At 43.6% G+C, this 14,070-nt stretch carries 16 protein-coding genes; 13 read left to right on the top strand and 3 right to left on the bottom strand.

The features are described from left to right. Positions 1–268 precede the first annotated feature (268 nt). Positions 269–973 (bottom strand): type 1 glutamine amidotransferase, encoded by a 705-nt coding sequence (locus BMZ95_RS02415; protein WP_046922688.1) that lies wholly within the window; start codon positions 971–973, stop codon positions 269–271. Continuing rightward, on the bottom strand, positions 973–2,325 hold the full coding sequence (locus BMZ95_RS02410; protein ID WP_014073783.1) for a Mur ligase family protein: 1,353 nt from the start codon (positions 2,323–2,325) through the stop codon (positions 973–975). The genes BMZ95_RS02415 and BMZ95_RS02410 overlap by 1 nt, the downstream gene beginning before the upstream one ends. 157 nt (positions 2,326–2,482) lie before the next feature. Between BMZ95_RS02410 and BMZ95_RS02405 the strand changes: the two genes are divergently transcribed. From BMZ95_RS02405 to BMZ95_RS02345, 13 genes are all read left to right on the top strand, one after another. Then, the gene (locus BMZ95_RS02405; protein WP_039121705.1) at positions 2,483–3,091 is read left to right on the top strand and encodes a thymidine kinase; all 609 of its coding nucleotides are present in this window, start codon (positions 2,483–2,485) and stop codon (positions 3,089–3,091) included. Further along, entirely contained in the window at positions 3,084–4,166 is a 1,083-nt protein-coding gene (prfA, locus tag BMZ95_RS02400) for a peptide chain release factor 1 (protein WP_003698768.1), read from the top strand. Before BMZ95_RS02405 ends, prfA begins: the two co-directional genes overlap by 8 nt. After that, complete coding sequence (gene prmC / locus BMZ95_RS02395) at positions 4,159–4,998, top strand: peptide chain release factor N(5)-glutamine methyltransferase (protein ID WP_046922689.1); 840 nt, start codon at positions 4,159–4,161, stop codon at positions 4,996–4,998. The genes prfA and prmC overlap by 8 nt, the downstream gene beginning before the upstream one ends. Positions 4,999–5,016: 18 nt before the next feature. After that, a complete protein-coding gene (locus BMZ95_RS02390) occupies positions 5,017–6,036 on the top strand; it encodes an L-threonylcarbamoyladenylate synthase (RefSeq protein WP_046922690.1) in 1,020 nt (339 codons plus the stop codon). A 348-nt stretch (positions 6,037–6,384) separates the two neighbouring features. Continuing rightward, positions 6,385–7,014: a uracil phosphoribosyltransferase gene (gene upp, locus BMZ95_RS02385; RefSeq protein ID WP_046922691.1), complete on the top strand. Its 630-nt coding sequence runs from the start codon at positions 6,385–6,387 to the stop codon at positions 7,012–7,014. A 288-nt stretch (positions 7,015–7,302) separates the two neighbouring features. After that, positions 7,303–8,019 (top strand): F0F1 ATP synthase subunit A, encoded by a 717-nt coding sequence (gene atpB, locus BMZ95_RS02380; RefSeq protein ID WP_014073778.1) that lies wholly within the window; start codon positions 7,303–7,305, stop codon positions 8,017–8,019. A gap of 31 nt (positions 8,020–8,050) precedes the next feature. Beyond that, entirely contained in the window at positions 8,051–8,275 is a 225-nt protein-coding gene (atpE, locus tag BMZ95_RS02375; RefSeq protein WP_003694505.1) for a F0F1 ATP synthase subunit C, read from the top strand. Between the two features lie 53 nt (positions 8,276–8,328). Then, positions 8,329–8,853 (top strand): F0F1 ATP synthase subunit B, encoded by a 525-nt coding sequence (atpF, locus tag BMZ95_RS02370; RefSeq protein ID WP_003694503.1) that lies wholly within the window; start codon positions 8,329–8,331, stop codon positions 8,851–8,853. After that, the gene (gene atpH, locus BMZ95_RS02365) at positions 8,840–9,382 is read left to right on the top strand and encodes an ATP synthase F1 subunit delta (protein WP_046922692.1); all 543 of its coding nucleotides are present in this window, start codon (positions 8,840–8,842) and stop codon (positions 9,380–9,382) included. The genes atpF and atpH overlap by 14 nt, the downstream gene beginning before the upstream one ends. Before the next feature lie 22 nt (positions 9,383–9,404). Next, the gene (atpA, locus tag BMZ95_RS02360) at positions 9,405–10,916 is read left to right on the top strand and encodes a F0F1 ATP synthase subunit alpha (RefSeq protein WP_046922693.1); all 1,512 of its coding nucleotides are present in this window, start codon (positions 9,405–9,407) and stop codon (positions 10,914–10,916) included. A 19-nt stretch (positions 10,917–10,935) separates the two neighbouring features. Continuing rightward, positions 10,936–11,877, top strand: coding sequence for a F0F1 ATP synthase subunit gamma (locus BMZ95_RS02355; protein WP_014073775.1), 942 nt, complete (start codon positions 10,936–10,938; stop codon positions 11,875–11,877). A gap of 21 nt (positions 11,878–11,898) precedes the next feature. Next, a complete protein-coding gene (gene atpD / locus BMZ95_RS02350; protein WP_014073774.1) occupies positions 11,899–13,302 on the top strand; it encodes a F0F1 ATP synthase subunit beta in 1,404 nt (467 codons plus the stop codon). Positions 13,303–13,316: 14 nt separating this feature from the next. After that, entirely contained in the window at positions 13,317–13,736 is a 420-nt protein-coding gene (locus BMZ95_RS02345) for a F0F1 ATP synthase subunit epsilon (RefSeq protein WP_041820038.1), read from the top strand. Positions 13,737–13,885: 149 nt separating this feature from the next. Here BMZ95_RS02345 and BMZ95_RS02340 read toward each other — a convergent pair. Further along, positions 13,886–14,070, bottom strand: a 185-nt coding sequence (locus BMZ95_RS02340) for a transposase domain-containing protein (protein WP_143454941.1), incomplete at its 5' end; no start/stop codon positions are given.

The following is a 14,070-nucleotide window of genomic DNA, read 5'->3' as shown; positions in this document are numbered from 1 at the left end:
ATGGAAATAACTCAAAGCAACACGTGTCCTTAAATTTGAATGAAATCTTGGATAGATTGGTTGAGCGTCACTGTATTTAACTAAAAAGAGTAGTTTTATACATCGAAATTAAGGGAATGCTGGACAAAATCAGTCAAAAACCGACCGCATTGTTCGATATTTCATTTAATTCAAGAGGAAACGGGACTTTTTGCAGCCTATTTTTAGCAATTAGAGACGCAAAAAAGACGAGAAAACAAATTCCTCGCCCCGAAACGTTTACGTTTCATTAATAAGTTGCCTTGATTTCCAACGCTTCCTGTTTTGAAAAATCATCATTCGGATATTTGCGTTTTAACGCAGCGAGCAGCAAACGCTTGGCCAAAAGACCGTTTCTTGCAAGAATCGGTCCATGGAAGTATGAGCAGCAGACGTTTTTGTAGATGGCTCCTTCAGTCTTGTCGCTTCCGTTGTTGCCATTTCCTGAAATGACGATTCCGAGCGGCTTTTCATCTTCTCCAAGAAAAGTCAATCCGTTGTGGTTTTCGAAACCATGGTATGTTTCGCCGGTTTCTTCGTTTTTAATCGTAATGTCACCGATGAAACGATGGTTGATCTGACTTTCAGTATGATGGCTCAAGGCATGAATACCTTCGATTCTTTCACCGTGAGCACCGATATAGTATTGACCAAGAAGCTGATAGCCACCGCAGATGGCAAGCATCGGGCCATCGTCTTCAATGAATGTCGTCAAAGATTCCTTCATGCGCTGAATGTCTTTTGAAACGATTGCCTGCTCAAAATCCTGACCGCCGCCGAAAAAGGCAAGATCAAATTTTTTTTCATCGAAGTCCTGTTCAATCGAGACGATTTCGCTGGTAAACTCGATGCCCATTTGTTTTGCATAATACTCAAGCACCAAAACATTGCCGATGTCTCCGTAAGTGTTCAAAAGATCGCCGTATAAGTGTGCCAAATGAAGCAAGTAGCCCATCAGTCCATCCCTCCTTTGATATATCTTTGTTCGCTCAAAAGCTTGCGCAACTGCAAAACGGCAGTATATGTTGCCAAAACGTAGACATGATCAGTCGGCATCTGTTTGATAAACGAAACAACGTCTTCGAGCTTTTCGCGCTGACTGAAGTTTTTTTCAGGAACGCCGGCAACTCGCAAACGGAAAGTGATATCCTTATAGCGCTCTCCGCCCGTTAAAACGGAAGGAATTCTGTCAAACGGAAGTCCTTCGAAGTTCCCGTCCCAAATCCAGCTTGTATCGATTCCGTCAGCATAATTGGCATTAAGCAGGACTGCCAGTGAAAAGGGTTCCTTGTCGGTTGAAATCATTTCAAGAACCTGGTCGAGCCCGACCGGGTTCTTGACCAGAATCAAAGTCGTCTGTTTGTCGTCGATGTTGATGACTTCCTGTCTGCCAAAGACTTTTTCGTCGTTATCGCTCAGAGCTCGTGCGGATTCATCTCCTGAAAGTCCCAGGGTTCGGCCGACTGAATATGCTGCCAGGGCATTGTAGATATTATAGGTTCCGCCGATATGCAGCTCGACTTTTGCGCTGTCAATTTCAAAAACAGATGATTGTGGCGACTGAGAACTGATCTGATTTAGCGAATACGTCAGTTCAGGTCGTTTAAAACCGCATTCGGGACAGAAATATTTACCAAGGTTGCTGTAGGTTCTGTATTTAAAATGCAGAATATGGTGGCAGCGCGGACAAAGCAGACCATCGGTATTTGCGGGAGCTTTTTGATCTTCTTCTTCTTTGTCTGCAAAACCGTAGTAAACGACCTTGTTTTTCAATTCTTTGCTGTTGAAGATCGGAGCATCTCCATTGGCAATCACGAGCGCATCGGGATGCATGCGAATTCCGGTCAGAATTTTATCATAAGTCGTGTAGATTTCACCGTAGCGATCCATCTGATCGCGGAAAAGATTGGTCAAAACAAAAATTGAAGGACTTACGTAGCGACAGATAATCGGAACATTAGCTTCGTCCGTTTCGAGGACGGCCAGCTTTTTGCCGGATTTTTCTGAAACTTTATCCGATAAAAATGCAGTGACGATACCTTGTTTCATGTTTGAACCGCTCTTATTGGTCAGAACGTGACCGAATTTTGATTCAAGGACTTTGACCGTCAAAGCCGTGGTCAGAGTTTTGCCGTTCGTGCCTGTGATGACAATGATTTCGTAGTCTTTGGCAAGGGTTTGAAGCACGTTCGGATCAATTTTGAGGGTCAATTTGCCGGGAAGAGAGGTTCCTCCGTGCATAAAGTTATGCAAAAACCAGCGGGAAGACTTTCCGGCTAGAATTGCAAGTGAACTTCTGAAAGACATTTTACTTCCTCCAATTCTAGATACATCAAAAACATTTTACCATGAATTTTGCATAAGGCACGTATTTTGTTCGGACAAAAAATTTTTAGTGATGAAATTTTTGCGCGAATAATATATACTTGAAAGGAACGAATTTTTTCAGATGGGGGCTTATCAAGTGGCACAGCTTTTTTTTCGTTACGGCGCAATGAACAGTGGCAAAACGATAGAAATCCTTAAAGTTGCTCATAATTATGAGGAACAAAACAAGAGCGTCATCATCATGACAAGCGGAATCGATGACCGCGATTCGGTCGGATACGTTTCGAGTCGAATAGGGATGAAACGCAAAGCAGTTCCGGTGTTTGACGAAGACGATCTGTATGAAAAGGTCGTTTCGATCAATCCCGACGCATCGTGCGTGCTGGTGGACGAAGCCCAGTTTCTGTCGAAACACCATGTATTGGAATTGACGAAAGTCGTTGATGAGCTAAAGATTCCCGTAATGACTTTTGGATTAAAAAACGATTTCAGAAACGAATTGTTTGAGGGATCAAAATATTTATTGCTCTATGCAGACAAAATAGAAGAAATGAAAACGATTTGCTGGTTTTGCTGCAAGAAAGCAATAATGAACCTGCGTGTTAATGATGGAAAGCCCGTTTATGACGGAGAACAGATTTTAATCGGCGGAAACGAATCGTATTATCCGGTTTGTCGCAAGCATTATTTCTTTCCGCCAATGAAAAACGCACATATTATTGAAAAGGAGAATGAAAATGGATAAACTATTCGACAGGCTTCAAATGCTGGCAGATCGCTATGAAGAATTAGGCGAACTTTTATCGGATCCTGACGTGATTGCAGATTCCAAGCGTTTTATGGAACTGTCCAAGGAAATGGCCGATTTGCGCGAAACGGTTGAGAAATATGAAAAATATAAACAGGTCGTGCAGCAGATAAAAGACGATGAGGAAATGCTTTCTACAGGGCTTGATGACGAAATGGCCGCAATGGTCAAGGAAGAACTTTCTGATTCAAAAAATGAAAAGCAGAAACTTGAACAAGAGATCAAAATTTTGCTTTTGCCAAAAGACCCTAACGATGGCAAAGACCTTATCATGGAGATTCGCGGTGCTGCCGGCGGTGATGAAGCAAGTCTGTTTGCTGCAGATCTGTTTTCGATGTACAGCAAATATGCCGAACGGCAAGGATGGTCGATTGAAGTCATTGACAAAAATATGACTGAGGTCGGGGGATTTAAAGAAATTGCGCTTACCATCAATGGCAAAAACGTTTGGTCAAAGCTCAAGTACGAAAGCGGAGCACACCGTGTTCAGCGAGTTCCAGTAACGGAATCGGCAGGACGCGTTCATACTTCGACTGCAACTGTCGTTGTGATGCCGGAAGAAGAAGACGTTGAAATCGATCTTGATCCAAAAGATATCAGAGTTGACGTCTATCGTTCGTCCGGTGCCGGCGGACAGCACATCAACAAAACCAGTTCTGCCGTTCGAATGACTCACCTCCCAACGGGAATCGTTGTTGCGATGCAAGATCAGCGTTCGCAGCAGCAGAACCGTGAGAAGGCAATGAAAATTTTGAAAGCGCGCGTTTACGATTACTACAAATCGCAGGAACAAAGCGAATATGACGAAAATCGCAAGTCTGCCGTCGGAACCGGTGATCGTTCCGAGAGAATCAGAACCTACAATTATCCGCAAAATCGCGTGACGGATCATCGCATCGGCTTGTCGCTCAACAAGCTCGACAGAATCATGAATGGCGAGTTGGATGACGTTATCGATGCGCTCGTGCTCTATGATCAGACCAAAGCTTTGGAAGAATTGCAAAATGGCTGATAAGATGAATGTTTTTGAAGCCCAGAAATGGGCTTTTTCTTTTGCTGACGATCACGGAATGGAACGCAGCACGATCGATATGCTGATTTGCGGTCAGATGGACTGGGACGTTACGCATTTGTTGATGCACTATCGCGATGAATTCTCGAAGGAAGACTTTGAGGTCTTCAGGCAAAACGTTGGAAAATGCGCCGAAGGGATTCCTCCGCAATATGTGCTTTCAAAAGCGGTCTTTTTCAAGAGGACTTTTTTTGTCAATGAAAGCACGCTTATTCCGAGGGTTGAGACTGAAGATTTGGTGGAATGGATTCTGCATGATAATCCTGGGACGGATGCTGAATTTTTAGACATCGGAACCGGAAGCGGAGCAATCGGTTTGACGCTTAAGGCCGAAAAGCCTTTGTGGAATGGAATGCTTAGTGATGTTTCTTCGGAGGCTTTGGGGGTTGCCCAAAAAAATGCCAAACGATTGAAGATCAATGCTGAATTCAAATTGAGCGACGTTTTTGATGCGATTGACGGCAAATTTGACATCATCGTGTCAAATCCTCCATACATTGCCGAATCAGAAAAAAAGTACATGGATAAGAGCGTGTTGGAACATGAACCCACGCTGGCCTTGTTTGCTGAAAACAATGGCCTTGCGATTTATCAAAAAATTTGTCGCCAGCTAAAAGATCATCTTAAAAATGATGGCAGCTTATATCTTGAGATTGGATTTTTACAGGGAAAAGCCGTGGTTGAAATGTTTGAAAAGGCTTATCCGAAAGCAGAAGTTACGCTTAAAAAAGATGAAAGCGGACATGATCGGATGGTCAGAGTTCGTTTTTGAGCTTGGAAAGGGAAAAAGATGCTGATTACTAAAATTTATACAACCGACGAAATCGAAAAAGCGGCAAATGAACTGCGCCTTGGAGAATTAATCGCGTTTCCCACAGAAACCGTGTATGGTCTCGGTGCAGATGCGACAAATGAGCAGGCAGTCAAGAGAGTGTATTTGGCAAAGGGAAGACCCTCTGACAATCCTTTGATTGTAACGGTTTCTTCACGAAAAATGGTTGAGGAGTATGTCGAAAGCTTGCCTGAAAGAGCGGTTAAGCTGATGGATGCTTTTTGGCCCGGACCGTTGACGATGATTTTGAAAATCAAAGAAGGGGCACTGTCGAAAGCAGTCACTGGCGGACTGGAAACGGCCGCTTTTCGCATGCCTCAAAACAAAGCAACGCTTAAGCTGATTGAATCGGCAGGCATTCCCATTGTCGGTCCTTCCGCCAATTCTTCCGGAAAGCCCAGTCCGACGACCGCACAGCATGTTTATCATGATTTGGAAGGACGAATTGCCGGGATTTTGGATGACGGACCGACTCGGGTCGGAGTCGAATCAACAATCATCGATCTGAGTTCGGAGCATCCGGTTATCTTGAGACCTGGTGCAGTGACCGTTGAGCAGCTTGAAGAAGTGCTCAGGGAAACCGTTTTATCAGACAAACACAGGGTCGGCATGAAAGAAGTCCCAAAAGCCCCTGGAATGAAGTATAAGCACTATGCGCCGGATGCTCAGGTTCTGATCGTCAAAGCAGGAGAATGGGACAAGGCTCTTTTGTGGCGCGAAAACAGGCAGGAAAGTGTCGGCGTGATGGCATTCAATGAAGTTTTAAAAAATGCAGATCTTCCAAAGAAACTGTCATATAGCTTGGGGGACACGGTTTTTGATGCCAGTCGTCGCCTGTTTGCCGGGTTGCGTTATTTTGATTCAGAAGAAAAGGTCGACTTTATTTTGTGTGCAGGAGTGAAAGAAGCAGGACTTGGCGAAGCATACATGAATCGACTGAAAAAGTCTGCCGGAAACGTTTTTTTTGACAAAATTTGATTTGGGGGGAGTGTCTGATGATTTGGAGACTCTCTTTTGGTATAATTTTATAGAAAAAAAGTTTTGTTTCGGCTAAAATTATTATGTAAAAGCAGGACCGGAAAGAGGTCATAGTCAAAAAAGTCGATATCCACAGAAAGAGCAGAATGCGGGGTGGATATTACTGCTGGTTACAATCATGCAAAAACGGATTCCGACCAATTTTTAAGGACTTCGATCGGAATATCGGATGCGATGTTTGCGGCAAAAACAATTAAGGAAAGGAAAAGTCGTATTTTCTTTCTCAAGCATGGCCGAATAACCACACGGGGCCATGATTGTCCGTATTTTATACGACAGGTGGATATCATGGGAAAATTCGAGGTCTTGGACCATCCATTGATTCAACACAAATTAACGATTATTCGAAAAAAGGATTGCGGAACGCGCGAATTTCGACAGGTCGTCGATGAAATTGCAACGCTGATGGCATATGAAGTTTCAAGAGACATGCCACTTGAAGACGTTGAAATCGAAACACCGATGGGCAAGACGGTCAAGAAGCGTCTTGCCGGAAAGAAAGTCGTCATTGTTCCGATTCTTCGCGCGGGCCTTGGAATGGTCGAAGGGATATTGAATTTGATTCCGGCGGCAAAAGTCGGACATATCGGGATGTACCGTGATGAGGAAACTCTTCAGCCGCACGAATATTTCGTGAAGATGCCCGGTGATCTTGGTGATCGAGACATGTTCATCGTCGATCCGATGCTTGCGACGGGCGGATCTGCAATCATGGCCGTTGATGCTTTGAAGAAACGCGGTGCCAAGTCCATCAAGTTCGTTTGTCTGGTAGCGGCTCCTGAAGGTGTCAAGGCTTTGCGAGAGGCGCATCCGGACATTGATATTTTTGCTGCTTCTTTGGACGATCATTTGAATGAAGACGGTTATATCGTTCCGGGATTGGGAGATGCAGGCGACCGTTTATTTGGAACAAAATAAACAAAATGTCAGAAAATTCTGAAAATAAGAAATAAATTTGAAATTACCTTGGAAGCGCTATAAGCCTTTGAAAATACACATTTTCATCAGTCTTTATACGTATTTCTTCACAACTTTTCGCGAAAATGCCATGAAAAACCTGTTTTTTCTGCTTTGTATTTTCACGTAAATGGTGGTATTATTTCAGTTGTATTCAAAGATATTTTTGTGTCTTTGTCTTGCTTTATCCTTATGGTTCGACCAAGATGTTTGACCGTATTGATCACATTTGAAAAGAGGTGAGACTTTGTGAGTGAAGAAGCTCAAGTATTGAAGCTTTTTGGTATTCCTTTCAATGTCGGAAACTGTCTGTCAGGTTTCGTTGCAGCACTTATCGTATTTTTCTTAGTATTTTGGCTGTCTCGAAAGGTGGAGATGAAACCAAACGGAAAACAGAACGTTCTTGAATGGGCAATTGATTTCACCAACGGAATTGTCAAAAGTGCAATTCCTGATGAAGAGGGCAAGAAGTATGGCGTTTTGGCGTTTACGCTTTTTATGTTCATTTTCATCTCCAACCAGCTTGGTTTAATTTTCCAGGTCAACGTTGGTGGCATTACCTACATCAAGAGTCCTACTGCTTCTACGGCGACAACTTTGACACTTGCCTTCGCTGTATTGCTGCTGTCCCACTTGATGGGTGTCGTGAAATTCGGGTTTAAGGGTTATGTAAAGAATTCTTATTTCAGCCCGATGCCCGCATTGTTCCCGATTAATATCATCGAACAATTTACGAATTTCTTGACATTGGCTTTGCGTCTTTACGGGAATATCTATTCTGGTGAAGTTTTGCTGACCGTAATTTATCAACAATTGGGAAAAGCGGCTGCACCATGGACATTGATTCCGGCCTTTCCGCTTGAGATGGTTTGGCAAGGTTTCTCAGTATTTATTGGTTCAATCCAGGCCTACGTCTTTGTAACGTTGACAATGGTTTATATGTCTCAAAAGGTCGAAAAAGAATAACACATAGGAAAATCGAGGAGGATTTTATATTATGGCAACAGGTTTAGCTTTATTTGGTGCGGGTCTTGCCGCAGGTTTCGCTGCTATCGGTACAGGTATTGGTAACGGTCTTGTAATTTCCAAGACTCTTGAATCAATGGCACGTCAGCCGGAACTTTCCGGTCAATTGCGTACGACGATGTTTATCGGTGTTGGTTTGATTGAAGCCGTTCCTATCATCGCCGTTGTTATTTCATTCATGTTGTTGAACAAGTAATCCTATTCTATCAATATGTTTTTAGATATTGTCAGATTAGGAGGTGTCAATAGATGAATGCAACATTTTTAATCGGTGCTGCTGAAGGTGTTCAATGGGGCGACTTTCTCTTTTATTTGCTGACATTTGTAGTCTTGATTGCAGCCGTTAAGCATTTTGCTTGGGGTCCCGTAACTGAGATGATGGAAAAGCGTGCAAACAAAATCGCAAACGATATCGATTCTGCGGAAGATGCGCGCAAAAAAGCTGAGGAATTGGCTGCACAACGTGAAGAAGCTTTGAAAGATTCTCACGTTGAAGCTTCAAAGATTATCGATCGTGCGAAGCAAAACGGCGAACAGCAAAAGGCAAGCATCGTTGATTCTGCTCAATCGGAAGTCATGACGATGAAAGACAATGCCAAAAAAGACATTGAGCAACAGCGTCAAGAAGCTATGTCCGGAATTAAAAACGACGTAGCTGAATTATCTATTGAAATTGCTTCTAAGATCATTCAAAAAGAATTGAATGCTGAGGATCAAAAAGCCTTGGTAGACTCATACATCGAAGGGTTGGGGAAGCAAAATGGCATTAGATAGACAAACAGTAGCTAAGCGCTATGGCAAAGCCTTGTTTGAAGTCGTTCAGGAAAAGGACGTTCGTTCGGATGTTCTTCTTGAATTGGCGGAAATCAAGAAAATTATCGACGCAGAACCAAAATTTATCACGTTCATGACGAGTCCTTCAATTAAACAAGAAGAAAAGCTTGCCATGATCAAGAATATTACAGATGGGGCTTCAGAGGTTACAACGAATCTTTTGGACATGTTGTTTGACTATGGACGAATTGCAAACCTTGAAGACGTCATCGATGAATTTAACAGATTGAACGACGAATTCGAAAAAACAGTACGCGTAAAAGTGACGACTGCGATCGAATTGGATGAAGATCAAAAAGAAAAACTTGCATCTTCGTTTGCTAATGTTGTTGGTGCCGAAAAAGTCCTGGTTGATTCAGTGATTGATCCTGATATCATCGGCGGCGTGGTGATGCAATCAGAAAGCTGCGTTTATGATGGTTCGATCAAGTCAAGGATTGAAAGCATCAAGCGTCTGTTATTAAAGTGATTTTTAAAGAGGTGAGACTTTTATGAGCATTAAGGCTGAGGAAATCAGTGCTCTTATCAAGCAACAATTAGCAAATTACAAAGATGAGCTTACCGTTGATGAAGTTGGTACCGTAACATACGTCGGTGACGGTGTTGCGCGTGCAAACGGGCTTGATAATGCCTTATCCGGTGAACTGCTTCAATTTGAAGACGGTACATACGGAATGGCTCAAAACTTGGAAGCCAACGATGTAGGTATCGTTGTTCTCGGTAGTTTCAAGGGTATTCGCGAAGGCGATACCGTTAAGCGTACCGGCCGCATCATGGAAGTCCCTGTAGGCGATGCTCTTATCGGGCGCGTTGTTAACCCATTGGGACAACCTATCGACGGTTTAGGAGAAATCAAGACAGATAAGACACGTCCAGTCGAGCATAAAGCTCCCGGCGTTATGGACCGTCAATCTGTTACGGAACCTTTGCAAACAGGTATTAAAGCAATCGATGCCTTGGTTCCGATCGGTCGCGGCCAACGTGAATTGGTTATCGGTGACCGTAAGACAGGTAAGACTTCAATTGCTATTGATACGATCATCAACCAAAAAGGTCAGGGCATGATTTGTATCTATGTTGCAATTGGTCAAAAGGAATCAACCGTGCGCACGCAGGTTGAAACTTTGCGCAAGTACGGCGCAATGGACTACACGATCGTTGTTTCTGCCGGTCCTTCTTCACCGGCTCCGTTGTTGTGGCTTGCTCCATATGCCGGTGCGGCAATGGGGGAAGAATTCATGTTCAACGGCAAGCATGTTTTGATCGTTTATGATGATTTGTCCAAGCAGGCTGACGCTTATCGTGAACTTTCACTTATTTTGAGACGTCCGCCTGGTCGTGAAGCTTATCCTGGCGATGTCTTCTACTTGCACTCACGTTTGCTTGAACGTGCGGCCAAGTTGAGCGATGAGCTTGGCGGAGGTTCGATGACTGCTCTCCCATTCATTGAAACAAAGGCTGGCGACGTTTCGGCATACATTCCGACAAACGTTATTTCGATTACTGACGGACAAATTTTCTTGGATAGCGATAATTTCTATTCAGGCGTTCGTCCTGCGATCGATGCCGGAACTTCTGTTTCCCGTGTTGGTGGGGATGCGCAAATCAAGGCGATGAAGAAGGTTGCCGGTACGCTTCGTTTGGATCTTTCATCATATCGTGAACTTGAATCGTTTGCTCAATTTGGTTCAGACCTTGATGAAGCTACGCAAGCTAAATTGAATCGTGGTCGTCGGACTGTTGAAGTATTGAAACAGCCGTTGCACAAGCCGCTTCCCGTTGAAAAACAGGTTGTCATCTTGTATGCATTGACACACGGATATCTCGATTCCGTTGCCGTTGATGATATTTTGGCTTACCAAGATTCATTGTTTGATTTCTTCGATAACAATTACAAGGATCTTTTGGATGAAATCAAGACAACTGGCAAGTTGCCAGATACGGAAAAGCTTGATGCTGCTATCTCTGAATTTGCAGAAACTTTCCAACCAAGCGCAGAATAAGAAAGGATGGTGAGAACTGATGCCTGCTTCTATGCAAGAAGTTAAACGTCGAATCGTTTCGACCAAGAAGACGGGACAAATCACGGGTGCGATGCAGATGGTTTCAACGGCAAAGCTTAATCAGATTCAAAAGCATGCCGCCAACTATCAGATTTACTCATCCAAGATTCGCAGTGTCATCACCCACTTGGCAAAATCTCACCTGCTGGATTCTTCCGCAGTCAGCGGAGAGGTTGGGAAGAGCCAAGATGGCAAAGTCAATACGTTAAGCATGATTAAGCAAAGACCGGTCAAAAAGACCGGGATTGTCGTTATCACGTCTGATCGCGGTTTGGTAGGCAGCTATAACAGCAATGTCATCAAGTCGACTATGGATTTGATTAAAAACGGCAACCACAACACAGAAGATACTGTGATTATCGCTATTGGCGGCACAGGTGCTGATTTCTTCAGCAAGCGTGGATACAACATTGTTTATGAATATCGTGGCGTCAGCGATGTACCGACGTTTAAGGAAATTCGTCCAATCGTTGAGACAATCGTTTCGATGTATGACAATGAAGCTTATGACCAATTGGTCGTTTGCTATAGCCACTTTGTGAACACTTTGACTTCTGTTTTCCGTGCTGAACAGATGCTCCCGATTTCTGCAGAAAACATGGGAACTGATGATTTGACGGAACAAGATGAAAATGATTATCAGATCGAATATGAGACCGAACCGTCTCAGGATGCAATCTTAGAGGTTATTTTACCTCAATATGCGGAGAGTTTGGTTTACGGCGCAATTCTTGATGCCAAGACTTCTGAACATGCATGCAGTTCGACTGCGATGAAGTCCGCAACGGATAATGCCAAAGACGTTATTTCGTCACTTGAATTGCAGTTCAATCGAGCTCGTCAAAGTGCAATTACGACTGAAATTACGGAAATCACAGGTGCACAGGCTGCCTTAGATTAGAATAGTAGGAGGAATTAACAAATGAGTTACGGTAAAGTAGTTCAAGTTATCGGCCCTGTTGTCGATGTCCAATTCCCTCTGAGCGAGTCTTTACCTGATATCAACAATGCTTTAAAAGTTAAGCGCGAAGATGGTACTGATTTAATCATCGAAGTTACGCTTGAACTTGGCGATGGAGTTATGCGCACGATTGCAATGGATTCCACGGATGGTTTGAAGCGTGGCGCAGAAGTTGTTGATACTGGTCGCTCTATCAGTGTGCCCGTTGGTAAGGATACTTTGGGACGTGTTTTCAACGTTTTGGGGGAACCAATTGACAATGGGCCGGAATTTGAAGAAGATCATCGTCGTGATCCTATTCACCGCGATGCACCTTCATATGAAGAATTGAGTACGGGTACTGAAATTCTTGAAACGGGTATCAAGGTTATCGATCTTTTGGCACCTTATATCAAAGGCGGCAAGATTGGTTTATTCGGTGGCGCCGGTGTTGGCAAGACGGTTCTTATTCAGGAATTGATTCACAACATTGCGCAAGAACATAATGGTATTTCCGTTTTCACCGGTGTTGGCGAACGTACGCGTGAAGGCAATGACTTGTATTATGAAATGAAAGAGTCAGGCGTTTTGGAAAAAACGGCCATGGTCTTTGGTCAGATGAATGAGCCGCCTGGAGCACGTATGCGCGTTGCTTTGACCGGCTTGACGATTGCGGAATATTTCCGTGACGTTGAAGGCCAGGACGTGTTGCTCTTCATTGACAATATTTTTCGTTTCACGCAAGCCGGTTCCGAAGTTTCCGCTTTGCTTGGTCGCATTCCGTCAGCTGTTGGTTATCAGCCAACATTGGCTACTGAAATGGGTCAATTGCAAGAACGAATTACTTCGACAAAGAAAGGGTCCGTAACATCTATTCAAGCTGTATATGTTCCAGCCGATGACTATACTGACCCTGCGCCTGCAACAACGTTTGCTCACTTGGATGCTACGACCAACTTGGAACGTTCTTTGACGCAGCAAGGTATTTATCCGGCCGTTGATCCATTGGCATCAACTTCAAGTGCTCTTTCGCCTGAAATTGTTGGTGAAGAACACTATCAGGTTGCTACGGAAGTTCAACATGTGCTTCAACGCTATCGTGAATTGCAAGACATTATCTCTATTTTGGGGATGGATGAATTGTCTGATGAAGAAAAAGTTATCGTTGCTCGTGCACGTCGTATCCAATTCTTCTTGTCACAAAACTTCCACGTTGCCGAACGTTTCACTGGCATTCCTGGATCATACGTACCTGTTGAAGAAACTGTTAAAGGCTTTAAAGAAATCCTTGAAGGCAAATATGACGATCTTCCTGAAGATGCGTTCCGTCAATGCGGTCCGATTGAAGACGTTGTAGAAAAAGCAAAGAAAATGACAAGCAAGTAAGGAGGTAGCGTCCAATGGATGATAAGTCCTTATTAACTGTGAATGTCGTTACTCCGGATGGCGTCGTGTATGATAACACGACAGATTTGGCAGTTTGCAAGACTACTCTTGGTGAAGTAGGTATCATGCCGAATCGAGTTCCGTTGCTCGCTTCGCTTGCAATTGATGAAGTACGCGTCAAGACTGGAGAAGACAGTTTTGATGAAATTGCCGTCAGCGGCGGTTTTATTGAATTTTCAAACAACGTCTTGTCCGTTGTGGCATCATCTGCCGAGCGAAAGGAAAATATTGATGCATCGCGTGCTGAACGTGCGCGTGCACGTGCTGAAAAACGGATTGCGACGGCTAAAGAAACGCATAATGTCGATGATCTTCGTCGTGCTGAAGTTTCGTTACGCCGTGCGATGAACCGTCTGAATATTTCAAAGCACTAAGAGGTAAAGAAGTCAGGTTTGTAACCTGGCTTTTTTATTTTGTTCAAAAAATACGTAAGCGGTCGTTAAAACAGCGGTGTGTACACAAATAGCCCGAGATAGTATTATTATCTCAGGTTATTGCGTATGCATCGTTTTTATTTTCTTATTTATGAGGTAAGATCGATGTTCCATGGGAGAAGTTGGCGGAACCTTTCAGGATCAAATACCTCAATGTTGGTAATCTCCGTTAATACTTTTCTCAAGTATTTTTCAGGATCCAACTGATTAAGTTTGGCCGTATATATCAGCGACAGCGCAACGGCATTAGCCCTTGCGCCTTCAAAAGTTGACG

Origin of the sequence: Ligilactobacillus ruminis DSM 20403 = NBRC 102161 (genome assembly GCF_900113455.1) — a bacterium.
Classification (GTDB): domain Bacteria; phylum Bacillota; class Bacilli; order Lactobacillales; family Lactobacillaceae; genus Ligilactobacillus; species Ligilactobacillus ruminis.
This window is presented reverse-complemented; position numbering and strand designations above follow the sequence as displayed.